Raw genomic sequence first — 22,831 nt, 5'->3', positions numbered from 1 at the left:
GAAAAAGCGTCGGGGCGGGGATCGCCGCCCCGACGCGTTTACCTTCACGGGCGGATCAATGGATACCGATTATGCCATCATCGGAGGCGGGGTCGTCGGCCTTTCGGTCGCTTGGGGGCTGCTCAGGCGTGGGTTGACGGTCACGGTTCTAGACGGCGATGACGGGGCATTCCGGGCAAGCCGCGGCAATTTCGGCCTGGTCTGGGTCCAGTCGAAGGGCATGAACCAGCCGCGCTATGCCCGATGGTCGCAGCAATCCGCGGCGATCTGGGCGGATTTCGCCAGCGAACTGGGCGCGGCCACCGGACAAGCGGTGCCGCTGCAACAGAACGGCGGGTATGATCTGCATTTCTCCGAGCAGACGCTTGAAGACACCGTCTCGAAATATCGAAAACTCAAGGCTGACCTGGGCGGCGACTACCCGTTCGAGGTTCTTGGCCACAACGCGCTGCGCAGGGAAGAGCCGAATATCGGGCCGAAGGTCGTCGGAGCGATCCTGCACCACCAGGACGGGCATGCGAACCCGCTGAAGCTGTTGCAGGCGCTGGCCGCGGATGTGCGGCGGATGGGCGGCCATGTGTTGACCGGAAAGACCGTGACGGACGTGACCAGGCCTGACGGGTTCCGCATCCTCTGCAGCGACGGAACCATCACCGGCGCAGGTCGCGTGATCCTGTCCGCCGGCCTCGGCGCCGCCCAGCTTGGCCCGAAGATGGGGTTCAAGGCGCCGATCCGTCCGCAGCGCGGACAGGTCCTGATCACCGAGAAAATGCCGAAGCTGATCAACCGCCCGTCGCTGATCGCGCGCCAGGTCGACGAGGGCGGCATCCAGATCGGTGCAACCAACGAGGAGGTCGGGCTGGACGACCGGGTGACGCAGCCGGGCTTGTCCGGACTGGCTGCCAAGGCCATCGCGGCCTACCCGGCGCTGGCCAAGGCGCAGCTTGTCCGGTCGTGGGGCGCATTGCGTGTCTTGTCGCCCGATGGGCTGCCGATCTATCAGGAAAGCGCCGAGATGCCGGGCGCCTTTCTTGTCACGTGCCACAGTGGCATCACGCTGGCTGCCGCCCATGCGCGCCTTTTGCCCGACTGGCTGGAAGGCACCGACGCGGCCCCTGATCTGGAGGTCTTCAGTGAAGCCCGTTTCGCCGTTTCTTGAGCTTGAAGAAGGCCCGCGCGTGTCGGTTACCTTCGACGGGGCGACGCTGGACCTTCCCGAGGGCGCGAACCTGGCCGCCGCGATGCTGGCCGCCGGTGTCGATGTCTTCCGCCATACGCCCGTCTCGGGTGCGCCCCGGGCGCCCTATTGCATGATGGGCGCCTGTTTCGACTGCCTGGTCGAGATCGAGGGCGTCGTGCGGCAGGCCTGCATGGTGGCGGTAAAGGGCGGCATGGATATTCGCAAACCGCACGGGGGCGATGATGGACCGGTTTGATCTCGCCATCGTCGGGGCCGGCCCGGCGGGGATGAGTGCGGCGCAGGAGGCGGCCGGGCATGGGTTGCGGGTTGTGCTTCTCGACGAACAGGCGCGGGCGGGCGGTCAGATATACCGCGACGTCGACCGGGTGGCGCGGCTGCGCGGCGACATCCTCGGCGCCGACTACACAAACGGCGCGCGCCTGACGGCGGGCCTGCGGCACGACGCCATCCACCATGTCACAGCCGCGGTGGTCTGGGCGATCGAGGAGGGGTTCCGTCTGTGCTACACGAAGGATGGGCGCGGCGCTCAGGTCGCGGCCGACCGGGTGCTTCTGGCGACCGGGGCGCTGGAGCGGCCCATGCCACTGCCGGGCTGGACCCTGCCGGGCGTGATGACGGCGGGCGCCGGGCAGATCATGCTCAAGCAATCGGGTGTGCTGGCGCGCCGCGCGGTCCTGGTCGGATCGGGCCCGCTGCTGTACCTGATCGCTGCGCAGATGGTGCGGGCGGGCACGCCGCCCCTGGCCATGGTGGAAACCCAGACGCTTGCCGACCGGGTGCGCGCCATGCGGCATCTCGGTGGCGCGCTGCGCGGCTGGCGGTACATGCTCAAGGGCGTGAAGATGCTGGCCGAGATCGCCCGCGCGCGGGTGCCGCGCCACATCGGCGCGACCGGTATCGCCATCGAGGGCGAGGGCCGGGCAGAAGCCCTGCGTTTTACCCGCCGGGGCAGGGCGCATCGCATCGCCTGCGACACGGTCTTCCTGCACCACGGCGTGGTGCCCAACACCCAGGCCGCGCGGTCGCTCGGAGTGACCCATCGCTGGCGCGCCGGGCAGAGCTGTTTCGCGCCGGTGCTGGACGACTGGGGCAGCACCGATGTGCCGGGGCTCTTCATCGCGGGCGACGGCGCCGGCATCGGCGGCGCAAAGGCGGCCGAGATCGCCGGGCGTCTGGCCGTGCTCGGGTTGGCCGCGCAGGCAGGACGCCTGACCGAAGCCGAACGCGACCGTCACGCCGCGCCCCTGCGCGTCGCGCTGGCCCGTGATCTGGCCGCGCGCCCTTTTCTGGATGCGGCCTTTCCGCCCTTTGCCGAGGCGTTGTCGCCGGCGGACGACACCGTGATCTGCCGCTGCGAGGAAGTAACCGCCGGCAGTATCCGCGGACATGCCCGGCTGGGTTGCCTGGGTCCGAACCAGGCCAAGGCATTCGGTCGCGCAGGCATGGGGCCCTGCCAGGGGCGGTATTGCGGCCTCACGGTCACGGCACTTCTTGCCGAGGCCAGCGGGCGCAGCCCGGACGACACGGGATACTATCGCATCCGTCCGCCCCTGAAGCCCGTGACCCTCGGTGAACTGGCCGCGATGGAGGGGTCCGCGACAGAAACCGCCGAAAAGGAGACAGCGACATGATCGAACGGATCGACACCGGGCAGCGCATGAGCAAGATCGTCAAGCACAACGGCGTTGCCTATCTTTGCGGCCAGGTGGGCGACGGCGCGACAGTGACCGAACAGACCCGCGATTGCCTGTCGCGCGTCGACACCCTGCTGGACAAGGCCGGGTCTTCGCGCAGGCAGATGCTCCAGGTGGTGATCTGGTTGGCCGACATGGCCGATTTCGCCGAGATGAACGCCGTCTGGGACGCGTGGGTACCCCAAGGGCATGCCCCGGCCCGAGCCTGCGGAGAGGCAAGACTGGCCCGCCCCGAACTGAAGGTCGAAATCATCGTGACTGCGGCCTGTTGAGATCGCACGGATCCGGCATGAACCAAGAGACGGCGCAACCCGTGTCCGTTCATGGAATGCGGTTTGGCGTTCGCTCCTTCGATCATCCGAGCGCCACACCCAATCCCCGACGGCGGCCTGTCAACGCACGGGGCAGGGCGGCGGAGTACCTGTCCTGTGCGCAAGCGGCGCATCGCGGGCCAACTCCGAACGCAAGTCGATCCGAGGAGATCACCAAATGCCATTCAGCGCAACCATCGCGGCCGCGCTGGTTGTTCCCGGTCTCGGTCATTGGTGGCGGCGAAAGAAACACGATTTCAACAGGTCGACGGGCTTTGTGCAGGTCCAAGGTTCAAGTTTCGATCGTGTGATTTCGTGATATTCCGTATCGCCCGTGGGTTTTGGTGCCGGTCAAGAATTGCAGACCGGCACCGATTTTAACGTCACGCCGCCTTGTGTCTTCGTGACATGCGTATGCCAACGCTCATCATGCGCATGGCGTCTTCCGCCGCGCGGCGCAGCAGGCGCTCTCCGTCGCGGATGGCCTCTTCCAGCGTGCAGGGACGCTTGAGGATCGACGCGAAGGCCGAGATCCCGTGGGCGAAGGTTTGATCCACGCCCTTGCCAATGGTCCCGGCGAGCGCGATCGTCGGGATGCCAATTCGCGCGGCTCTGGCCAAATCCGTTGAGCGGGGTGGGGCGGTACTGCGGTTCGGAACGGACGTTGACGCCCTGACTGTGGACAAGAACGAGGTGCGCCTGACCTGGAGCCGGAACAACGAAAGCCAGACCGAGACGTTTGATGGCATCGTTGTCTGTGCCGGTGTCGAAAGCCGGGCCATCGCGGCGCAGCTAGGCGACCGGGTGAACGTTTACCCGGTCAAGGGCTATTCCATCACCGTTCGGCTCGATGACGAGGAAAGCCAGCATTCTGCACCCTGGATCAGCCTGCTCGACGACGAGGCCAAGGTCGTGACCAGCCGCCTTGGCAAGGACCGGTTCCGCATCGCCGGAACGGCGGAGTTCAACGGTTACAACCTCGATATCCGGGATGACCGTGTCCGCCCGCTGGTCAAGTGGTGCGAACGCTTCTTCCCGGGCGTCAGCACCGAGCACGCGATTCCCTGGGCGGGCCTTCGTCCGATGATGCCGAACATGATGCCGAAGGTCGGGCAGGGTGTTCGCGACCGGGTGTTCTACAATACCGGGCATGGCCACCTTGGATGGACCTTGTCAGCCGTGACTGCGGAGATGGTGGCGGAGGCCGTCGCGGAATCCCGCACGGTGAATCGGTCCAACGGCGCATCCATCGGCGCTCCCGCTTCGCTGAGAACGCAGGGGGCCGTGTGATGGAAATTCCTTCCTACGACGACATGCTCGCCGCGCATGTCCGGATCGCCCCGCATATCCGCCGTACGCCGGTGCGGACTTCGGATTACCTGAACGAACTGGCCGGGTGCCGACTGTTCTTCAAATGCGAGAATTTCCAGGAACCCGGCGCGTTCAAGGTGCGGGGGGCCACGAATGCGGTTTTTGGCCTGGACGAGGTCCAGGCCACGAAAGGTGTCGCCACGCATTCATCGGGCAACCACGCCTCGTGCCTGAGTTACGCCGCCATGCTGCGCGGCATCCCCTGCAACGTGGTGATGCCACGCACCGCGCCGCAGGCCAAGAAGGACACGGTGCGCCGCTATGGCGGCGTGATCACCGAATGCGAGCCGTCCACGACGAGCCGTGAGGCAACATTCGCGCAAGTGCAGGCCGCGACGGGAGGCGATTTCGTCCACCCCTACAACGATCCGCGCGTGATCGCGGGGCAGGGCACCTGTTCCAAGGAATTCATGGAGCAGACCGACGGGCTGGATATGGTGGTGGCTCCAATCGGGGGCGGTGGGATGATCTCGGGCACCTGTCTGACGCTGTCGACGCTGGCCCCGGAGACCAAGGTGATTGCCGCCGAGCCCGAACAGGCGGACGATGCCTATCGCAGCTTCAAGGCGGGTCACATCATTGCCGACGATGCGCCCAAGACCATCGCTGACGGTCTGCTGGTGCCGCTCAAGGACCTGACCTGGCATTTCGTGTCGAACCACGTGTCCGAGATCTACACCGCCTCGGAACAGAAAATCGTCGATGCGATGAAGCTGATCTGGAAGCACCTGCGCATCGTGATGGAACCCTCGAGCGCCGTGCCGCTCGCCACCATCCTCAAGAACCCTGACGCCTTCAAAGGCAAGCGCGTCGGCGTGATCATCACCGGCGGCAACGTCGATCTGGACAAACTGCCCTGGATGCTGGGCTGAGAAGGAGAATTCCGATGAAAGACATGATTGATTTTGACGCCTACGAGGTCGGCTTTGACATCCCGGCCAAACCCGGAATGGACGCGGCGGACATCCAGACACCTGCTCTTGTGCTCGATCTCGATGCGTTGGAACGCAACATCAAGAAGATGGGCGACTATGCAAAGGCGCAAGGCATGCGGCATCGCGCCCATGGCAAGATGCACAAATCCGTCGATGTGCTGAAACTGCAAATGGAGATGGGCGGCGCCGTCGGCGTCTGTTGCCAGAAGGTGTCCGAGGCCGAGGTCTTTGCCCGCGCTGGCATCAAGGAGATCCTCGTGTCCAATCAGGTCCGGAACCCGGGCAAGATCGAGAGGCTGGTGCAACTGCCCAGGCTGAGCGGTGGCGAAGTGATCGTCTGTGTCGATGATGTCGCCAACGTCGCGGACCTGTCGGCGGCTGCCGTTAAGGCGGGCACCCAGCTGGGTGTCTTCGTGGAAATCGACTGCGGTGCCGGACGCTGCGGCGTGACAACGACTCCGGCGGTCGTTGAGATCGCCAAGGCTGTCGTCGCGGCGGACCACCTGACCTATCGCGGCATTCAGGCCTATCAGGGCGCGATGCAGCACATGGACAGCTTCGAAGACCGCAAGGCCAAGATCGACGCAGCGATTGCCCAGGTGCAGGCCGCGGTCGATGCGCTGAAAGCCGAAGGGATAGAAACCGATTTGGTATCAGGCGGTGGCACGGGCTCGTATTACTTCGAGAGCAATTCCGGTCTCTACAATGAATTGCAGTGCGGTTCGTATGCCTTCATGGATGCCGACTATGGCCGTATCCTCGATCACGAGGGCAAGCGCATCGACGCGGGCGAATGGGAAAACGCCTTCTTCATCCTGACCTCGGTCATGTCCCATGCCAAGGCCGACAAGGCGATCTGCGATGCGGGTCTGAAGGCGCAATCGGTCGACAGTGGCCTACCGGTCATCTACGGGCGCGACGACGTGGAATACATCAAGTGCTCGGATGAGCATGGTGTCATTTCTGATCCGAACGGTGTCTTGAAGGTCAACGAAAAGCTGCGGTTGGTGCCCGGCCACTGCGATCCGACGGCAAATGTGCATGATTGGTATGTCGGCGTGCGGAACGGCAAGGTCGAATGCGTCTGGCCGGTCTCGGCCCGCGGCCGCGCCTACTGACCTTCGGATTGCAGCAAGTTGCGGTCCGCCAACTAGAGGCGGACCTGCTTTTCCCATGACATTTCAACCGGGGAGAAACCCATGCTGATCGTACCGGAACGGGAAATTGCCGATCTGATGACGCGCGCAGCGGCTTTTGATGCCGTCGAAAAGGTGTTTGCCGCGATGGCCTCAGGCGATGCCTACAACTTTCCGGTGGTGCGTGAGGCGATCGGTCACGAAGATGCGCTTTATGGATTCAAAGGTGGGTTCGACCGTGCTGGCCTGACGTTGGGCCTCAAGGCGGGCGGGTATTGGCCCAACAATCTGGAAAAACGTGGCCTGATCAATCACCAGTCAACCGTGTTTCTGTTCGATCCCGATACCGGCAAGCCCTCTGCGGTGGTGGGCGGCAATCTGCTGACCGCGCTGCGCACGGCAGCGGCGTCTTCGGTGTCGATCAAGCACCTGGCCCGGGCCGATGCCAAGGTCATCGGCATGATCGGTGCAGGGCATCAGGCCGCCTTTCAGCTGCGGGCTGCGTTGGAACAACGGACCTTTGAGAAGGTCATCGGCTGGAACTACCACCCCGAGATGCTGCCAAATATCGAAAAGGTCGCGGCGGAAGCCGGTGTTTCATTCGAAGCGGTGGACCTGCCCGGGATGCGCGCCGCAGATGTGATCGTCTCGATCACCTCGGCTTTTGCGCCGTCGCTCATGGCCGACCATGTCAGCCCCGGCACCCACATCGCCTGCATGGGAACAGATACCAAAGGCAAGCAGGAGGTCGAGGCCGCGCTGCTGGCCCGCGCGGCGGTCTTTACCGATGAAGTGGCCCAGTCCATCAGCATCGGCGAACCGCAGCACGCGATTGAACAGGGCCTGATCGCGGAAAGCGACATCGCGCAGCTTGGTGCCGTGATCAACGGCACCCATCCGGGTCGCGGCTCGGACGATCAGATCACGCTTTTCGACGGTACCGGCGTCGGCCTGCAAGACCTTGCCGTTGCCGCGGCGGTGGTCGATCTCGCGGTTGCGCGTGGCGTTGCCATCGAGGTCGATTTCTGACCTGTCGCCATTCCCGAAGACGATCCGAGACAGGCGTCGCAATTCGTGACGCCTGTTTTCGTTTCCGGGGGTCGCAGGCAGCCTGTGACTCGCCAGGGTATCACCCAAGACCCCCCCAATCATCGACAGAATCCGGCTCGGGCGGGCAATCTGCACCCAAGTGAAACCTGCAGATGTGGTGAGCCCCAGTGACCAAGATTGACCAGATCGAGACCATGATCCTCGACATCCCGACCATTCGCGGTCACGTGCTGTCAATGGCCACGATGCGGACGCAAACCGCCGTTCTCGTGAAGATCAAGTTCTCGGACGGCTCCGAAGGCATCGGTGAGGGCACGACGATAGGCGGCCTCAGCTATGGCCCCGAAAGCCCCGAAGGCATCCAGTCCGCGATCGATACCTATATCGCACCGGCGCTGCTCGGACGAAATGGTGACGACGTGAATGGCGCGATCCAGCTGATCGACAAGCTGGTCAAGGCCAACCGCATCGCCAAGACAGCCATCGAGATCGCGCTTTGGGACGGGCTGGGCAAGCGCCTGGGCGTACCGGTGTCGCAACTCTTCGGCGGCGCCGTTCACGAGAAACTGCCGGTTGCGTGGACCCTGGCTTCTGGAAATTCGGACACCGACATCGCCGAGGCGCTGGAGATGATCGAAACCCGCCGCCACAACATCTTCAAGCTGAAGATCGGCAAGCGGTCCGTGCGTGAAGACGTGGCGCATGTGGCGCGGATCAAAGAAGCCGTCGGCGACGCCGCGAGCGTGCGCGTCGACGTGAACACGGCATGGTCCCTGCAGGACGCACGCTGGGGTCTCAAGGGTCTTCAGGGCGCAGGTTGCGAGTTGGTCGAACAACCGGTTCCCGCACGCTATCGCCGCGCCATGGCAGAGCTGACCAAAGGCTATGAGATCGCCGTGATGGCGGACGAGGCGCTGAACGGTCCCGAGGATGCCTTGGAAGTCGCATCAGTGCGCGGGGCGGATGTCTTCGCGGTCAAGATCGGGCAGTCGGGCGGGCTCAAGCGCGCGTCCGAGGTGATTGCGATCGGGGAGGCCGCAGGTCTTGGCCTTTACGCCGGCACGATGCTGGAAACCGGGCTGAGCACCGCCGCGGCGTTGCAGTTGTTTTCGACCGTCGAGGATCTGGCCTGGGGCACCGAGCTTTTTGGCCCGCTGCTGCTGACCGAAGACATTCTCGCGAAACCGATCGTTTACCGCGATTTCTGCGTCGAGATCCCAAAGGGGGTCGGCATCGGCGCCACGCTCGATACCGACAAGATCGATTTCTTCCGCCGCGATGGCGGGCGGACCATGAAAGCCGTCGTCGGCAAATAAGCCCGCGACACCACATCAAACCCAGCCAAGGCGCGTACCAAAGCGCCGAGGCAGTCAGGAGGAGGACCAATAATGTTCACCCAATCCAATCTCGACGAATTCGAAGCGCGGCTTGATGGCGCAATCCAGGACGATCCGGAAAACGGTGTCTTTCGCTGCCGCCGTGACATCTTCACCGACGAAGAACTGTTCGAGCTCGAGATCAAGCACATCTTCGAAGGCAACTGGATCTACATGGCGCATGAAAGCCAGATTCCCGAGCCAGGTGACTACTTCACCCTGACCATGGGCCGGACGCCCGTCGTCATCACCCGCGACAAGGACGGCGAGTTGCACGCGCTGGTCAATGCCTGTTCGCACCGCGGCGCGCAGCTTTGCCGGTTCAAGCGCCGCAACCAGAAGACCTTCACCTGCCCGTTCCACGGCTGGACCTTCTCGAACACCGGCAAGCTGCTCAAGGTCAAGGACCCCAAGGGTGCCGGCTATCCCGAGCAGTTCAACAAGGACGGCAGCCATGACCTGACCAAGGTTGCCCGGTTCGAGAACTACCGCGGCTTCCTGTTCGGCTCGCTCAATGCCGATGTGAAACCGCTGGAGGAATACCTGGGCGAGGCGCGCAAGATGATCGACATGATCGTCGACCAGGCCGACGAGGGTCTGGAAGTTTTGCGCGGCTCCTCGACCTACACCTATGACGGCAACTGGAAGCTGCAGGCCGAAAACGGCGCCGACGGCTACCACGTCTCGGCCGTGCACTGGAACTACGTGGCCACCACCGCGCACCGCACCGACGACGGCAAGGAAGACAACATCAAGGCGACCGACGCCTCGAAATGGGCCAAGCAGCGCGGCGGCTTCCACGCCTACGAGAACGGCCACATCCTGCTCTGGACCGAATGGGCCGACCCGACCAACCGCCCGAACTATCCGCGCAAGGAGGAGTGGACCGAGAAGTACGGCAAGACGAAAGCCGACTGGATGGTGGGCGTGCTGCGCAACCTCTGCCTCTACCCCAACGTTTTCCTGATGGACCAGTTCAGCAGCCAGATCCGGGTGTTCCGACCCATCAGTGTCGACCAGACCGAGGTCACGATCTACTGCATCGCCCCCAAGGGCGAAAGCCAGGAGGCGCGCACCCGCCGCATCCGCCAATACGAGGACTTCTTCAACGCCTCCGGGATGGCGACGCCGGACGACACCGAGGAGTTCCGGGCAACCCAGCGCGGCTATGCCGGCGCGGCGCATGCCAAGTGGAACGACCTGACCCGCGGTGCCACCCAGTGGATCGAAGGCCCGGATGAGGACGCCAAGGCGTTGGGGATCAACCCGATCCTGTCCGGCGCCCGCACCGAAGACGAAGGTCTCTTCGTCATTCAACACAGCAACTGGTCCGAGCGGATGGGCGACGCCATCGCCAAGGAACGCGAAACCGCGCCCAAGGCGTCGGTCGCAGCCGAGTGAGGAGGAAAGACAATGACAACCGCAACGCTTGAACGCGCCGCCGACAACGCAATGACCTTCGAGGACATCCAGGCCTTCCTCTTCGCCGAGGCCCGCGCTCTGGACGACCGCGACTGGGATACCTGGCTGGCCTTCTACCACAAGGATTGCCCGTTCTGGATGCCGACCTGGGACGACGAGGACAAATTGACCGAGGATCCGGCCAACGAGATGTCCCTGATGTACTACCCCAACAAGCAAGGCATCGAGGATCGCGTGTTCCGGATCAAGACCGACCGGTCCTCGGCCACCTCGCTGCCGGAGCCGCGGACCAATCATTACCTGTCCGGAATCGAGGTGCTGAGCAGGGATGGATCGCAGATCGACCTGCGCTTCAACTGGCAGACGCTCAGCTACCGCTACGGCAAGACAGACCAGCACTGGGGCACGTCGTTCTACTCGATCGACACCAGTGGTCCGAAACCGCTCATCACCGACAAGAAGGTGGTCCTGAAGAACGATCACATCCACCACGTGATCGACGTCTACCACATCTGATCGCGCCCAAGCGGACGACAAACGAACCTCCGCGCACCGTTCCCGGTGCGCGGCCAAGGGAGGAGCATGCCATGACGACCTACAACATCGCCCTGAACTTCGAAGATGGCGTGACGCGCGTCATCCAATGCGACGACGACGAGAAGGTGACGGACGCCGCCTTCCGCCAGAAGATCAACCTGCCGATGGACTGCCGCGACGGCGTTTGTGGCACCTGCAAGTGCTTTGCCGAAAAGGGCGAGTACGAGCTGGAATTCTACATGGACGAGTCGATGTCCGACGAGGAGGCCGAGCAGGGCTATGTCCTGACCTGCCAGATGATCCCGGAAAGCGATTGCGTCCTGCGCGTCCCGGCGTCGTCGGCGGTTTGCAAGACGGCTCCGGAAGCGGTTGACGGTGAAGTTCTCGGCGTCGACCACTTGTCGGAAACCTCCTTCGGTCTGCGGGTGAAGCTGGCCAAGCCGGTCGGTTTCCTGCCCGGTCAGTACGTCAACGTCACGGTCCCGGGCACCGGCAAGCACCGGTCCTATTCGTTCTCATCTGCGCCGGGCGCGGATGAAGCCACATTCCTGATCCGCAACCTGACGGGCGGTGTGATGAGCACGTATCTGGGCCAGCATGCCCGGCCCGGCGATGCCGTCACGCTGACCGGCCCGATGGGCGCCTTCTACCTGCGTCCAATCGAACGGCCGCAGCTTTGGCTGGCGGGAGGCACCGGTCTTGCGCCTTTCCTGTCCATGCTGGAACAGGTGGCGGAACAAGGCACGGATCATCCGATCACGCTTTACTACGCCGTGACCCGCGCTGCGGACCTTGTGGAACTGGACCGCGTCAAGACCTTGGCCGACCGGATCGGCAACGTGACGGTCATCACAATCCTGGCCGCCGCGGAAGACGCACATGAGCGCAAGGGTTTTGTCACCGATCACGTCACCGCCGACGACCTGGTGCAGGGCGGGTGCGACGTCTACCTCTGCGGCCCGCCGCCGATGGTCGATGCCGTCCGGGGCCATTTCGGCAAATTGGGTGTCGAGCCTGCCAACTTCTATTACGAGAAGTTCAACCCGACAGAAGAGAAGGCGGTCGCATGACCGGCCGCTTTGCAGACAAGGTCATGGTCGTGACCGGCGCGGCACAGGGCATCGGCCGCCGCGTCGCCGAACGCGCCGCGGCCGAAGGCGCCCGCGTGCTGATCGTCGACCGGTCTCCGGCCCGCTCGGAGGTGGTGAAGGCGATCCGCGCGGCAGGTGGTGAGGCACAGGCGATCTCGGTCAATCTCGAGACCTGGGCGGGCTGTGAGAAGGCCATGCAAAAGGCCGTGGACCTTTGGGGCCGGATCGACGTCCTCGTCAACAACGTCGGCGGCACGATCTGGGCCAAGCCTTACGAGTTCTACGAGCCGAAGCAGATCGACGCCGAGGTGCGGCGGTCGCTGTTTCCCACGCTCTACTGCTGCCGCGCGGCCATCGACCACATGCTGCCGCGTGAAAGCGGCGTGATCGTCAACGTCTCGTCCATCGCCACGCGGGGATTGAACCGCGTGCCCTATGCGGCGGCCAAGGGCGGTGTGAACGCGATCACCGCCAGCCTCGCCTGGGAAGTGGCCGAACGCGGCATTCGCGTCGTCGCCACCGCGCCCGGCGGGACCGAGGCGCCGCCCCGCGTCGTGCCGCGTAACCCGAACGCGGAAGAGGAACAGCGCGAGGACTGGTACAAGACCATCGTCGACCAGACGATCCAGTCCTCGTTCATGAAACGATACGGAACGCTCGACGAGCAGGCAGGGCCAATCCTGTTTCTTGCGTCGGACGAAGCCTCCTACATCACCGGCGTTACGGTACCGGTGGGTGGGGGAGACCTGGGATAGACCCCGAGGTGGGGTCAGACACAAACTGGAGGAGATCCACAATGAAACGCGCAATCCTGGCGGCCCTCGGGCTCGCCACCACTCTCGCTTTGCCTGCAACGGCCGAAGACATCAAGGTCGGCCTGCTTTTGCCCTATTCGGGCGTTTACGCGGCACTCGGCAACGACATCGATGCGGGCTTTGAACTCGGGCTCAAGCACTTTGGCTCCGATGCCGGCGCAACCTTCGAAATTGTCCGCGAGGACACCGAGGTCAAGCCGCCGGTTGCGCTTGGCAAGGCCAAGAAACTGATCCTGCAGGACAAGGTCGACGTGGTCGCCGGCATCGTTTCCTCGGGCGTGCTGGGCGCAGTGCGTAACATGATCGACGGCGCGGGCGTTCCGCTGATCGTCGCCAATGCCGGCAATGACGAAGCCACCGGCGCCGACTGCTCGCCCTACATCACGCGCGTGTCCTTCTCCAACGGGCAGGTCAACCGCCCGATGGGCAACTGGATGGCGGAGCAGGGCATCAAGAAGGTGTTCACGCTGGCGCCCGACTACGCCGCTGGACGCCAGATGATCGATGCCTTTTCCGCGAGCTTCACTGCCGCCGGCGGTGAGATCGTCGGGCAGGAGTTCACGCCTTTCCAGAAGACGCAGGACTTCGGTCCCTACCTGGCGCAGGCGAAGGCGAGCGGCGCCGACGCCGTCTATGTCTTCTATGCCGGTGGCGAGGCCATCGCCTTCGTCAAGCAGTACGACAGCTTCGGGCTCAAGGCCGAGCTGCCGCTCTACGGTTCGGGCTTCCTGACCTCGCCGCTGTATGTGAACGCCGAAGGCCCCGCCGCCGAAGGCGTGATCACGGCGCTGCACTACGTGCCGACCATCGACAACGCCGAGAACAAAGCCTTTGCCGAAGCCTTCACCGCCGAAACCGGTCGGGTGCCCTCCGAATTCGCCGTGCAGGGCTATGACGCCGCCCGCGCGCTGATCGAGGCCGCCAAGACCGGGGCGACCGACCGCGAAGCTCTGGCACTTGCGCTGCGCCAGGTCAGCTTCGACGGCCCGCGCGGCAAGACCTCGATCGACCCGGCCACCAACAACGTGGTGCAGCCGATCTACGTCTACGAGACCGTCGCTGGCGAGAACGGCTTGACCCAGAAGGTCCTGGCGCAGTTGCCGGCCGAGGCCGATCCCGTCAACGGCTGCCAGATGGCGCCTGTCTCCAACTGACCCAACAGCGCCCGGCCGTCGCAGACGGCCGGATCTACCCCGGAGGAGGACCCGGCAATGGCACATGATCTCGGCTTCTGGACGCTTCAGGCGCTCAACGCGCTGCAACTCTCGATGCTTCTCTTTCTGCTCTCCATCGGCCTGACGGTCATTTTCGGGCTGATGCATTTCGTCAACCTCGCGCATGGGTCGCTTTACGCACTGGGTGCCTACTTCGCGGCGTCACTGGCAGCGGTTGGCGGCTACTGGATGGGCTTCTTCCTCGCGCCGGTCGCGGTCGCTGGGGTGGGTGTCCTGCTTTATTCCGGCCTCATCAAGCGGATGCGCAAGTCCGGCCCGATGGCACAGGTGCTGGTCACGTTCGGTCTGATCTTCGCGCTTCTCGACCTCACCCGCATCTTCTGGGGTGACCTCGCGCTTGCCATCGAGGTGCCGGCGCTTCTGGAGGGCCGCTTGGCCTTTCTCGGGGTCGAATACCCGACCTATCGGCTGTTCATCATCGGGCTGGGCCTCGCCATCTTCGCGGCGCTGGCCTTCGTGCTGAGCCGCACCCAGATCGGCGCGATGATCCGCGCAGGCGTTGACAACGACGCCATGGCCGCCTGCCTAGGTATCAACGTCGAGCGGCTTTTCTTCATCGTCTTCTGCTTCGGCTGTGCGTTGGCTGGACTTGCCGGGGCCGTGGCCGCACCGCTTCTGAGCGTCACGCCCGACATGGGGCTGCAAATCCTGATCCCCACGCTGATCGTGATCGTCATCGGCGGTCTTGGCTCACTCAAGGGCGCGATCGCCGGATCGCTGATCTACGGCTTCGTGCAGACCTTCGGCGCCGTTTTGGCCCCGCAACTCGCCTCTGTCCTCATCTACGCCCTGCTGGCCGCGGTCCTCGTGATCAAGCCCGTGGGCCTCTTCCCGGCGAAAGGATAAGTCGATGTTTCGTCACAACTCACTTCGCTATGCCGTCCTGATCCTGTTGGCTGTCGCTGCCCTTTTTCAGGCTTTCACCGCTGAGTATTTCGGGCTGGAGATCCTGACCGAGATCCTGGTCCTGGCGATCCTTGTGCTGGCGCTTGATATCGTCGCGGGCTTCGCCGGCATGGTATCGCTCTGCCACGGTGCTCTGATGGGCGTCGGCGCCTATGCCTACGCGCTTCTTTCGACAAAGGCCGGTGTCGCACCTCCGGTGGCAATGGCCGGGGCCGTCGCCCTGACCGGCGTCGCGGGTTGGGTGATCGGGGCGGTCTGCTCGCGCAGCCACGGGATCTACTTCATCATGGCGACGCTCGCCTTTGGTCAAATGGCCTATTCCTACGTGTTCGAGGCACCGGTCTTTGGCGGCGACGACGGCCTTGGTGGGATCGAACGGCTGGACCTGAGCCTGATCGGTCTCGACCTGAACGACAGCCGGACCTTTGCCGTGTTCTGCCTTGCCGTTCTGGGCGCAGTCTACGGTGCTTCGGTCCTGATCCTGCGCTCCGGCCTTGGCCGTTCGTTGTCTGGTGTCATGCACAACGAACAGCGCATGCGCGCGCTCGGCCTGACGGTCTGGCGGGTAAAGGCGGACGTCTTCGGGCTGTCGGGCATGATCGCGGGTCTCGCGGGCGTTCTGGCCGCACAACACATCATGTTCATTTCGCCGGGTCTTCTGAGCTGGACCGTCTCGGGCGAGGCGCTGGTGGTGGTGATCCTGGGCGGCCTCGGCACGCTGGTCGGCCCGCTCGTGGGCGCTGCGGCCTTCGTCGTCCTGAAACATGAACTGAGCGCCGTGACGACCTACTGGCATCTCGTCGTCGGCGTCATCCTGATCGCCGTCGTGATGAGCCGCGCCAACGGTATCTTCGGCTGGATCGAAGCCCGCTGGGGCGCACGCATAGACCGACGCGTGGCCGACGCCACGCGCAAGCAGCAGCCCGGGGAGGTGGTGAACGATGCTTGAGACACGCAATCTGGACAAGAGTTTCGGTGCGGTTCACGTCACGCGAAAGGTTTCGCTGAAGCTGGAACGCGGTGAGCGCCGGGTGATCCTGGGGCCGAATGGCGCCGGCAAGACCACGCTGTTCAACCTGCTGGTGGGGGAACTGGCGCCGGACAGCGGCTCGGTCCATCTCGCGGGCGAGGACGTGACCGCGCTTCCTGTGGCGAAGCGCGCCCGGCGCGGACTGTCCCGCAGCTACCAGAAGAACACGTTGTTCGACGGGTTGACGGTAGAGGAGAACCTGGGCCTCGCCGCGGCTGTTCACACCGGCAATGCGACGCAGCTCTGGTCCGACAGCCTGGCAAAACGCGAAGTGCGCGAGATCGTCGACGAGGTGGCAGAGCAGGTCCGGCTGATGCCCTACCTGCATGCCAAGGTCTCCGAGATCAGCTACGGCGTGCGGCGGCAACTGGAGGTCGGCGTCGCTCTGGCGACCCGGCCGCTCGTCCTGCTGATGGACGAACCCACGAGCGGCGTCGGCCCCGAGATGTCCAAGGGGTTCCACGACCTGCTCAACAATCTGCCGAGGGACCTGACCATGCTGATCATCGAGCATGACATGGATCTCGCCTTCGATGTCGCCGACACGATCACCGTGCTGAATTATGGCGAAGTGGTTTTCGACGGCCTGCCCGACGCGGCACGCGGCTCGAAGCTGTTGAAGGAAATTTACCTGGGGAGTTGGGAAGATGCTTGAACTGAGCGCAGTCCAGTCCGGCTATGGCGAGACGCAGGTTCTCTACGGCTTGTCCCTCGAAGCGAAACAGGGCCGGGTGTTGGCCATCCTTGGCCGTAACGGGGCCGGCAAGTCCACGACGCTCAAGACGATCATGGGTTTGCTTCCGCTGAAATCGGGCGGGATCGTCTTTGACGGCAAGCCCATCGCGGACCGCCCTTTCGATGTGGCCAAGAGCGGCATCGCCTACGTGCCGGAGACACGCGACATCTTTCCGTCCCTGACAGTGCGCGAGAACCTCGAGATCGCGGCCAAGCGGTTTGGAGCTGCCACTTCAGGCTGGACGATGGAGCGGGTGCTGGACCTCTTCCCGCGCCTTGGCGAGCGGTTGGACAACGGCGGCACGCAACTCTCGGGTGGCGAACAGCAAATGCTGGCCATCGCCAGGGCGCTGCTGATGAACCCACGCCTTCTGATCCTCGACGAGCCGACCGAAGGGCTGGCCCCGATCATCGTCAAGCTGATCCACGACAAGTTGCAGGAGCTGAAGGCCGAGGGCCTGTCGATGATCATCGTCGAGCAGAACTTTGGCTTTGCCACGTCGCTTGCCGACGATGTGGTCGTCGTCGGCAAGGGGCAGGTTGTCTGGACGGGCAGCGCGGAAGAGATCAGGGCCGACCACGAGACGCAGCATACCTGGCTCGGCGTCTGAGCAAACGTTCTGCGGGGAAGGTGCATCCGACCCCGCAGGCGGAAGGCCCACGCGGGTCCGCCTTCCGCGGGGGACGTCGCATCAAGCTGTCAGGCTCCGATATTTTTTGGCGCTAACAGCTTTGGCTTCATTTCTTGATCGGGCTTTTCCGCGCGACCTTCTGCGCCATCGCAACAAAGTTCTTCACGTGCACGCCCTGTTCGTCCAGGCGGTAATTCACCGACAGCTCGGTCCGCGCTATCTCGGGTTCGATGTTCAGGAACTTCATACCCTTGCGGGGCGCGTTTGCGACAGACTCCGGCACGATGCAGACGCCTTCTCCGACAGCGACCAGGCTCAGGGCGGTTTGCAGATCCATGCACCAGATGCGCAGCGGCGTCTTGAACCCGGCAGCCTCGACAGCGTTCAGCACCATGTCCGCGTAGCTGGGCCGGGGCCGTTCGGGATAGAGGATCAGATTGTGGGTCTCGAGGCGTTCGAGTTTCGCGACTGTCCGGGCTTCGGTATCGATGGTATCGGGCAGGGCAAGGATCAGCTTTTCTTCCATCAGGTGTTTCGTCAGGAACTCTGGGTCCTTCAGCGCCGGTCGCGCGAAGGCGACGTCGAGTTCGCGCGAAACCAGTGCCCGGTACAATTCCGCGTTGTTCATGGGCACGAGGCTGAGGTTCACGTCAGGGAAATTTGCCCGGTAGGACCTGATGATGTTCGGCAGGATGCCGAAGGTTGCCGATCCGACGAAGCCGATCCGAAGCCTGCCCTCGGCCCCTTGGCCAAGCCGGCGCACTTCGAGCTTGGTGTCCTCGAGCTGTGCAAGGATCGCCTTCCCCCTTTGCAGCAGGCGTTCACCCGCTTGCGTCAGCGTGATCGCGCTGCGGCCCCTGTTGAAGAGAACCGCTTCAAGCTCATCCTCCAGCTGCTTGATCTGCCTGCTGAGCGGCGGTTGAGCCATGTCCAGCCGTTCGGCGGCACGCCCGAAATGCAGCTCTTCCGCGACCGCGATGAAATATGTCAACTGTTTGAAGTTCATTCATGTCTCTCCCCCGCACCGTGACGTTAGGCGATTGCGCGAAACGAAAAAAGGCCCCCGACGAAACGGGGGCCAGTTCTCAGGGAGGTATCGGGGATCACTCGGCGGCGACAGCCTGCGCGCGGGCTTCAGATTTCAGCACGAAATCGAACTCGAAGTGCAGGTCGGTGCCCAGCTCTTTCGGTGCGGGTTTGAACTTGCCGATCAGGCTTTCCTTGACCGCAAAGACGCTGTCGTCTTCCAGCCACTTGCTGTCGGCGTCGTAGATCTGGCTGATCAGCGGGCGGTAGCCGTCCTTCGAGATGATGAAGTGCATGTGGCCGGGGCGGTTCGGGTGGTGGCCCATGAAGCGCAGCAGCTCACCGGCGGTCTCGTCCTCGGGGATCGGGTAGGGTACCGGGCGCACGGCGACAAAGGCATAGTGGCCGTTCTCGTCGGTCTCGAAGCGGCCGCGCAGGTTGTATTCCGGCTGGTCGGGGTCGAGGTTTTCATAGATGCCGTTCGGGGCGTCTTCCCAGACGTCCAGCGTGACACCGGCGATGCCCTTGCCGTTCTCGTCCTTGATGTAGCCTTCGAAATACGCGGTTTCCTCGTTGTCGAAGTGCTTCTGGATGGTCGAGCCGCCTTTCGGCAGCACCGGCGGGTTTTCGCGATAGAACGGGCCCAGCACGGTGGATTCGCTGGCAGTGCCGTCGGCAGGGTTGGTCATCATGTCGACCAGGACCTCGACGCCGAGGATGTCGGCCAGCAGGATGAATTCCTGCCGATTGTCGTTGCTGAGCTTGCCCGCACGAACGAGGTAGTTGCAGGCTTCGAGGAACTCGCTGTGCTGCAGTTTCACCTCCTTGATGAAACCATGCATGTGCTTGATGAGCGATGTCATGATCTCGCGCTGGCGATCGGTGATCTCGCCATTCTTGCCGAGGCTGTCGATCACGACGTCGGTGATGTTGTCTTGGTTGACGATGCCCATGGGTAAATCCTCCTCCTGGCAGTGCGGTGTTCGGCTACGAGAAGCCTCGCCGCCTCTCGTCGTGGAATAGATGTCGTCGAAACCACGCCGCTGCCCAATGCCTGCTGCGGTATCGGGTGATACCCATGCTGGCCTGCGCGTTGCAGAACCGTCGAACGTGCCTTTCTCGAACCTTCGCTTTGGCTGACGCCGCCGAAGAGTATTGCCCCATACCCTCGCTGGCATGGCCTGCTGACCCACGGTCATGGCATCTCGGTCCCGACCAACAAGCGCACAGGGAGGCAAAGGTGCTCGATACCTTCAAACAAATCCAGACAAGCCTTGAGGCGACGCCGCACCTGCTGAGACTCGGTCGGTTGTTCTCGGAAACGGTGCTGATCGACGTCGACGGCGCCGAATACTACCTGACCTTCGAAAAGGGGCGCATCGTCTCGATCGCCGAAGGTCCCAGCCGCAAGACGCCGTGGCGCTTTGCCCTGCGCACGGATGCCGAAGCGCTGGACAAGTTCTGGCAGGCGCGTCCCGAGCCGGGCTTTCACGACATCTTTGGCCTGGTCAAGATCGGCCGCGGACGGATCGATGGCGACATCCTCAGCCTCGTCAAGAACCTGCGCTTCTTCAAGGATGTGCTGACGCTGGCCCGTGCGAAAGAGGAGCTTGCAGCATGAGCATCGAACCCATCACCGGCCGTTACCTGACTGTCGAGATCGAAGGCGCGCCGCGCCGCATCTATTTCGAAGAGGCGGGACAGGGGCGCCCCGTCGTTTGCCTGCACACCGCAGGCGCCGATACCCGCCAATGGCGCCACCTGATGAACGACGCAGGCATCACGGCGTCGCATCGCCTGATCGCCTTCGACATGCCCTGGCATGGCAAGTCGCTTCCGCCCGAAGGCTTCGAGACCCAGGAATACTTGCTGACGACCGAGGCCTACATCGAAACCGTTCTGGCGGTGATCGACGGGCTGGGCCTTGATCGCCCTGTGCTGGCCGGCTGTTCGATGGGCGGGCGCATCGCGCTGCAACTGGCGGCGCTGCACGCTGACAAGTTCAGCGGGTTCATCGCCATCGAGGCCTCGGATTTCCAGCCTGCCTGGTACGACATCGACTGGTTCCACCGCCCCGACGCCCATGGCGGCGAGATGGGCGCGGCGCTGGTTTCGGCCAATATCTCGCCCTATGCCCCAGATGCAGAGCGCTGGAATACGCTGTGGATGTTCATGCAGAGCGGCCCCGGTGTCTTCCGCGGTGACCTCAGCTTCTACACCCGCGACGACAGCCTGATCCCGCGTCTGCCCACGATCAACACGGCGAAAACACCGGTGCACATCATCGTTGGCGCCTACGACCTGACCTGCACACCCGAAGATGCGGCGCGGACGGCCAAGGCCATCCCCGGCGCCACTTTGGCTGTCATGGACGAGCTCGGTCACTTCCCGATGAGCGAGCATCCCGAGGGCTTCCGTCCATTCTTCGTCGAAGCGCTGGAAAAAATGCCGAAGTCGACGTCGGCGGCCGCCTGACCGTTCAACCCTGCGCAGGAGGAGGAGCCATGTGCAAGAACGCCGAAACACCATGCCCCGGATGCAAGAAACACAAGAAGGCCGATGCCGCCTGGATGTTCTTCACCGAGCATGAGCGCCGGGCCATCGAGGAATCGAACGCAAGCCCCACCCGTTTCGGCTTTGCGTTCTTGGCGCCTGAGGGACTCGGGCGCACCGGCCCCCAACCCGCAACGTCCAACGGATGAAGATCACATGACCACTCCCTGCATCATCTGCGTGGCGATCACCGGCAGCCTGCCCACGAAAGCCAACAACCCCGCGGTTCCGATCACTGTTTCAGAGCAGGTGGAATCCACTCACGAGGCTTTCGAGGCCGGGGCCACCATCGTCCACGCCCATGTTCGCAACGACGATCAGACGCCCTCATCGGACCCCGAGAAATTCGCCGCTCTGAAAGAGGGGATCGAGAAACACTGCCCCGGCATGATTATCCAGTTCTCGACCGGAGGGCGCTCAGGCGCCGGTCGAACACGCGGCGGGATGCTACCGCTGTCGCCCGACATGGCCTCTCTGTCCGTCGGATCGAACAACTTCCCGACCCGGGTCTACGAGAACCCGCCCGACCTCGTCGACTGGCTGGCCAGTGAAATGCTGACATACGATGTAAAACCGGAGATCGAGGCCTTCGACCTGAGCCATATCCTGAAAGCCAAGGACATGGCCGACAAGGGTCAGCTGGCGGGCACCCCCTACGTCCAGTTCGTCATGGGCGTGAAGAACGCGATGCCGGTCGATCGGGACGTGTTCGACTATTACATCCACACGGTGCGCCGCCTGTTCGGCCCCGATGCGCCCTGGTGCGCGGCAGGCATCGGGTCCAATCAGCTGACGCTGAACGAATGGGCGATCGCCGCAGGCGGCCATGCCCGCACCGGGCTCGAGGACAACGTCCGCCTCGACCGCGACCGGCTTGCCCCCAGCAATGCCGCGCTGGTGCGCCGGGCCGTCGACATCTGTGAAAGGAACAATCGCCCCGTGGCGAGCTGGCAGGACGCGCGCCGCATTCTTGGCCTGCGCCTGCCTGAGAATGCCAGGAAAGGACAAGCAGCATGAAAAAGGTATACGGATCGGCGGCAGAGGCGCTGGACGGCCTCCTGCACGACGGGATGCTGATCGCAGCCGGGGGCTTTGGCCTTTGCGGCATCCCCGAACTGCTGATCGACGCGCTGGTGGAAAGCGGCGTCAAGAACCTGACCGTGGCGTCCAACAACGCCGGCGTTGACGGTTTCGGCTTGGGCAAGCTGCTGGCGACCCGCCAGATCAGGAAGATGATGTCGTCCTATGTGGGCGAGAACGCCGAGTTCATGCGCCAATACCTGTCCGGCGAGCTGGAGCTGGAGTTCAACCCGCAGGGCACCCTGGCCGAGCGCATGCGCGCCGGCGGGGCGGGCATTCCGGGTTTCTACACCCAGACCGGCGTGGGAACCCAGATCGCCGAGGGCAAGGAAGTAAAGGTCTGGGATGGCAAGGAATACATCCTCGAAGAGGGGATCTTTGCGGACCTTTCCATCGTGAAGGCCTGGAAGGCCGACGACACCGGCAACCTGATTTTCCGCAAGACCGCGCGCAACTTCAACCCGCCAGCGGCGATGTGCGGTCGTGTCTGCGTGGCCGAAGTCGAAGAGATCGTGCCGCGCGGCTCGATCGACCCCGATCACATCCACCTGCCGGGGATCTACGTGCATCGCCTGATCCAGGGGCAGCACGAGAAACGCATCGAACAGCGGACTGTCCGCAAGCGGGAGGAAGCCTGATGTCTGGCGAAATGAAGGGCTGGGACCGCAACCAGATGGCCGCGCGCGCCGCGCAGG

General features: G+C 63.7%; 25 protein-coding genes and 1 pseudogene. 23 read left to right on the top strand and 3 right to left on the bottom strand.

Features of this window, described 5'->3' with window-relative positions; genetic code table 11:
• Window positions 1–58 precede the first annotated feature (58 nt).
• Genes KUH32_RS17170 through KUH32_RS17155 form a run of 4 tightly spaced genes read left to right on the top strand, consistent with a single transcriptional unit; the run spans window position 59 to window position 3,167 of the window.
• On the top strand, window positions 59–1,159 hold the full coding sequence (locus tag KUH32_RS17170) for an NAD(P)/FAD-dependent oxidoreductase (RefSeq protein ID WP_217779889.1): 1,101 nt from the start codon (window positions 59–61) through the stop codon (window positions 1,157–1,159).
• The gene (locus tag KUH32_RS17165; protein WP_217779888.1) at window positions 1,134–1,436 is read left to right on the top strand and encodes a (2Fe-2S)-binding protein; all 303 of its coding nucleotides are present in this window, start codon (window positions 1,134–1,136) and stop codon (window positions 1,434–1,436) included. Before KUH32_RS17170 ends, KUH32_RS17165 begins: the two co-directional genes overlap by 26 nt.
• Entirely contained in the window at window positions 1,423–2,832 is a 1,410-nt protein-coding gene (locus KUH32_RS17160; RefSeq protein ID WP_217779887.1) for an FAD-dependent oxidoreductase, read from the top strand. Before KUH32_RS17165 ends, KUH32_RS17160 begins: the two co-directional genes overlap by 14 nt.
• On the top strand, window positions 2,829–3,167 hold the full coding sequence (locus tag KUH32_RS17155) for a RidA family protein (protein ID WP_217779886.1): 339 nt from the start codon (window positions 2,829–2,831) through the stop codon (window positions 3,165–3,167). Before KUH32_RS17160 ends, KUH32_RS17155 begins: the two co-directional genes overlap by 4 nt.
• Before the next feature lie 422 nt (window positions 3,168–3,589).
• On the opposite strand, the gene KUH32_RS18540 is transcribed toward KUH32_RS17155, so the two are convergent.
• The gene (locus tag KUH32_RS18540) at window positions 3,590–3,763 is read right to left on the bottom strand and encodes a glycerate kinase (RefSeq protein ID WP_348541142.1); all 174 of its coding nucleotides are present in this window, start codon (window positions 3,761–3,763) and stop codon (window positions 3,590–3,592) included.
• Window positions 3,764–3,818: 55 nt separating this feature from the next.
• Between KUH32_RS18540 and KUH32_RS17145 the strand changes: the two are divergent.
• The 14 genes and pseudogenes from KUH32_RS17145 to KUH32_RS17080 form a co-directional block, all read left to right on the top strand.
• Window positions 3,819–4,496, top strand: a pseudogene (locus KUH32_RS17145) (FAD-dependent oxidoreductase); the annotation flags it as partial.
• Window positions 4,496–5,449 (top strand): beta-hydroxyaspartate dehydratase BhcB, encoded by a 954-nt coding sequence (gene bhcB, locus KUH32_RS17140; protein ID WP_217779884.1) that lies wholly within the window; start codon window positions 4,496–4,498, stop codon window positions 5,447–5,449. The pseudogene KUH32_RS17145 and the gene bhcB, both read left to right, overlap by 1 nt.
• Window positions 5,450–5,463: 14 nt before the next feature.
• Window positions 5,464–6,630 (top strand): 3-hydroxy-D-aspartate aldolase BhcC, encoded by a 1,167-nt coding sequence (gene bhcC / locus KUH32_RS17135; RefSeq protein ID WP_217779883.1) that lies wholly within the window; start codon window positions 5,464–5,466, stop codon window positions 6,628–6,630.
• An 81-nt stretch (window positions 6,631–6,711) separates the two neighbouring features.
• Complete coding sequence (gene bhcD, locus KUH32_RS17130; protein WP_217779882.1) at window positions 6,712–7,677, top strand: iminosuccinate reductase BhcD; 966 nt, start codon at window positions 6,712–6,714, stop codon at window positions 7,675–7,677.
• A gap of 188 nt (window positions 7,678–7,865) precedes the next feature.
• Window positions 7,866–9,014: a muconate cycloisomerase family protein gene (locus KUH32_RS17125; RefSeq protein ID WP_217779881.1), complete on the top strand. Its 1,149-nt coding sequence runs from the start codon at window positions 7,866–7,868 to the stop codon at window positions 9,012–9,014.
• Window positions 9,015–9,086: 72 nt separating this feature from the next.
• Entirely contained in the window at window positions 9,087–10,475 is a 1,389-nt protein-coding gene (benA, locus tag KUH32_RS17120; protein ID WP_217779880.1) for a benzoate 1,2-dioxygenase large subunit, read from the top strand.
• Window positions 10,476–10,487: 12 nt separating this feature from the next.
• Window positions 10,488–11,012: a benzoate 1,2-dioxygenase small subunit gene (benB, locus tag KUH32_RS17115; protein WP_217779879.1), complete on the top strand. Its 525-nt coding sequence runs from the start codon at window positions 10,488–10,490 to the stop codon at window positions 11,010–11,012.
• Window positions 11,013–11,083: 71 nt separating this feature from the next.
• Window positions 11,084–12,103, top strand: a complete 1,020-nt coding sequence (gene benC / locus KUH32_RS17110) for a benzoate 1,2-dioxygenase electron transfer component BenC (RefSeq protein ID WP_217779878.1) — start codon at window positions 11,084–11,086, stop codon at window positions 12,101–12,103.
• A complete protein-coding gene (gene benD, locus KUH32_RS17105) occupies window positions 12,100–12,879 on the top strand; it encodes a benzoate diol dehydrogenase BenD (protein WP_217779877.1) in 780 nt (259 codons plus the stop codon). Before benC ends, benD begins: the two co-directional genes overlap by 4 nt.
• Before the next feature lie 41 nt (window positions 12,880–12,920).
• On the top strand, window positions 12,921–14,093 hold the full coding sequence (locus KUH32_RS17100) for an ABC transporter substrate-binding protein (protein ID WP_217779876.1): 1,173 nt from the start codon (window positions 12,921–12,923) through the stop codon (window positions 14,091–14,093).
• Between the two features lie 57 nt (window positions 14,094–14,150).
• Window positions 14,151–15,020 carry a branched-chain amino acid ABC transporter permease gene (locus KUH32_RS17095; protein ID WP_217779875.1) on the top strand — a complete coding sequence of 290 codons (870 nt, stop codon included), beginning with the start codon at window positions 14,151–14,153 and terminating at the stop codon, window positions 15,018–15,020.
• A gap of 4 nt (window positions 15,021–15,024) precedes the next feature.
• Window positions 15,025–16,029 (top strand): branched-chain amino acid ABC transporter permease, encoded by a 1,005-nt coding sequence (locus KUH32_RS17090; protein WP_217779874.1) that lies wholly within the window; start codon window positions 15,025–15,027, stop codon window positions 16,027–16,029.
• Entirely contained in the window at window positions 16,022–16,765 is a 744-nt protein-coding gene (locus KUH32_RS17085; protein WP_217779873.1) for an ABC transporter ATP-binding protein, read from the top strand. Before KUH32_RS17090 ends, KUH32_RS17085 begins: the two co-directional genes overlap by 8 nt.
• Window positions 16,758–17,456, top strand: a complete 699-nt coding sequence (locus KUH32_RS17080) for an ABC transporter ATP-binding protein (protein WP_217779872.1) — start codon at window positions 16,758–16,760, stop codon at window positions 17,454–17,456. The genes KUH32_RS17085 and KUH32_RS17080 overlap by 8 nt, the downstream gene beginning before the upstream one ends.
• Window positions 17,457–17,583: 127 nt before the next feature.
• On the opposite strand, the gene KUH32_RS17075 is transcribed toward KUH32_RS17080, so the two are convergent.
• On the bottom strand, window positions 17,584–18,483 hold the full coding sequence (locus KUH32_RS17075; protein ID WP_217779871.1) for a LysR family transcriptional regulator: 900 nt from the start codon (window positions 18,481–18,483) through the stop codon (window positions 17,584–17,586).
• Between the two features lie 97 nt (window positions 18,484–18,580).
• On the bottom strand, window positions 18,581–19,456 hold the full coding sequence (locus KUH32_RS17070; protein ID WP_217779870.1) for a dioxygenase family protein: 876 nt from the start codon (window positions 19,454–19,456) through the stop codon (window positions 18,581–18,583).
• Window positions 19,457–19,743: 287 nt separating this feature from the next.
• Here KUH32_RS17070 and KUH32_RS17065 point away from each other — a divergent pair, with 287 nt between their 5' ends.
• The 5 genes from KUH32_RS17065 to KUH32_RS17045 are packed head-to-tail and all read left to right on the top strand — an operon-like array spanning window position 19,744 to window position 22,774.
• Window positions 19,744–20,124, top strand: a complete 381-nt coding sequence (locus KUH32_RS17065) for a hypothetical protein (protein WP_217779869.1) — start codon at window positions 19,744–19,746, stop codon at window positions 20,122–20,124.
• Complete coding sequence (locus tag KUH32_RS17060; protein WP_217779868.1) at window positions 20,121–20,978, top strand: alpha/beta fold hydrolase; 858 nt, start codon at window positions 20,121–20,123, stop codon at window positions 20,976–20,978. The genes KUH32_RS17065 and KUH32_RS17060 overlap by 4 nt, the downstream gene beginning before the upstream one ends.
• Window positions 20,979–21,007: 29 nt before the next feature.
• Window positions 21,008–21,205, top strand: a complete 198-nt coding sequence (locus KUH32_RS17055) for a hypothetical protein (protein ID WP_217779867.1) — start codon at window positions 21,008–21,010, stop codon at window positions 21,203–21,205.
• 7 nt (window positions 21,206–21,212) lie between these two features.
• On the top strand, window positions 21,213–22,073 hold the full coding sequence (locus KUH32_RS17050) for a 3-oxoadipate:acetyl-CoA acetyltransferase (protein ID WP_217779866.1): 861 nt from the start codon (window positions 21,213–21,215) through the stop codon (window positions 22,071–22,073).
• Window positions 22,070–22,774, top strand: coding sequence for a CoA transferase subunit A (locus KUH32_RS17045; RefSeq protein WP_217779865.1), 705 nt, complete (start codon window positions 22,070–22,072; stop codon window positions 22,772–22,774). Before KUH32_RS17050 ends, KUH32_RS17045 begins: the two co-directional genes overlap by 4 nt.
• The last annotated feature ends 57 nt before the right edge of the window (window positions 22,775–22,831 follow it).

Origin of the sequence: Thalassococcus arenae (assembly GCF_019104745.1) — a bacterium.
GTDB classification, from domain to species: Bacteria; Pseudomonadota; Alphaproteobacteria; order Rhodobacterales; family Rhodobacteraceae; genus Thalassococcus_B; species Thalassococcus_B arenae.
This window is presented reverse-complemented; position numbering and strand designations above follow the sequence as displayed.